Origin of the sequence: Aequoribacter sp., from assembly GCF_965659035.1 — a bacterium.
In the GTDB taxonomy this organism is placed as follows: domain Bacteria; phylum Pseudomonadota; class Gammaproteobacteria; order Pseudomonadales; family Halieaceae; genus Aequoribacter.
Genome location: NZ_CBFHWH010000100.1, coordinates 1 through 738 on the forward strand (window position 1 = coordinate 1; position 738 = coordinate 738).

The following is a 738-nucleotide window of genomic DNA, read 5'->3' on the forward strand; positions in this document are numbered from 1 at the left end:
GGGCGGGCAGTACAGCGCCACCGCGAATAATCTGACGGATACGGGCCTGCAATGTGGTACCGATGTAGCGATCGACTCCAATGCGGCAACTGGATTTCCCGGTTATTGTTTGCCCTATGTGTTCGAATCGGACACGGTAGAGAATCTTGAGTTTGGCTGGAAGGCAACCTTGCAAGATGGCTTGCTTCGAATCAACGGTACGGTCTATTGGATTGATTGGAAAGACATTCAAGTCAGCCAATTTGACTCGCAGAATATCTCTGTCTTGACGGTTGTCGATAACGGCGGTGACGCCGAGATTCAAGGTATGGAAGTTGACTTCGCATGGGCTCTACCGAAAATCTGACGATCTACGGCGCAGCGTCTTACAACGATACAGAGCTCACCTCTGTTGACCCTGGGTTTGCGATTGTGGTGCAAGACGAAGGTAACCCTCTGCCTCTGACACCTGAGTTCCAGGGTAATTTGCGCGCCAGATACACGTGGACAATGGATGCGGGTATGGATGCTTATTGGCAGCTGAGCGGTAAGTATGCTGACGAGGCCTTGAACTCGATCGTCGATACTCCGGAGGAGCCCAATACCTACCAAGACTCTTACGCCATTTTTAACGGTTCAGTCGGGTTGAACAGCCCAGACGGCTGGGGCGCTGAGCTCTATGTTCGCAATCTGAGCGATGAGCGCGCGGAACTGCATATCAACCGTCAGGACTTCATCGAGCGAACAACAACCAATCGC

General features: G+C 52.3%; 2 protein-coding genes. Both read left to right on the forward strand.

Features of this window, described 5'->3' with window-relative positions; translation table 11 throughout:
• The coding region (locus tag ACTF5Z_RS10705) for a TonB-dependent receptor domain-containing protein (RefSeq protein WP_438985621.1) at positions 1 to 346 on the forward strand (346 nt) is incomplete at its 5' end.
• Positions 325 to 738 (forward strand): TonB-dependent receptor domain-containing protein (locus ACTF5Z_RS10710; RefSeq protein ID WP_438985622.1); only part of this gene is annotated, 414 nt, incomplete at its 3' end. The genes ACTF5Z_RS10705 and ACTF5Z_RS10710, both read left to right, overlap by 22 nt.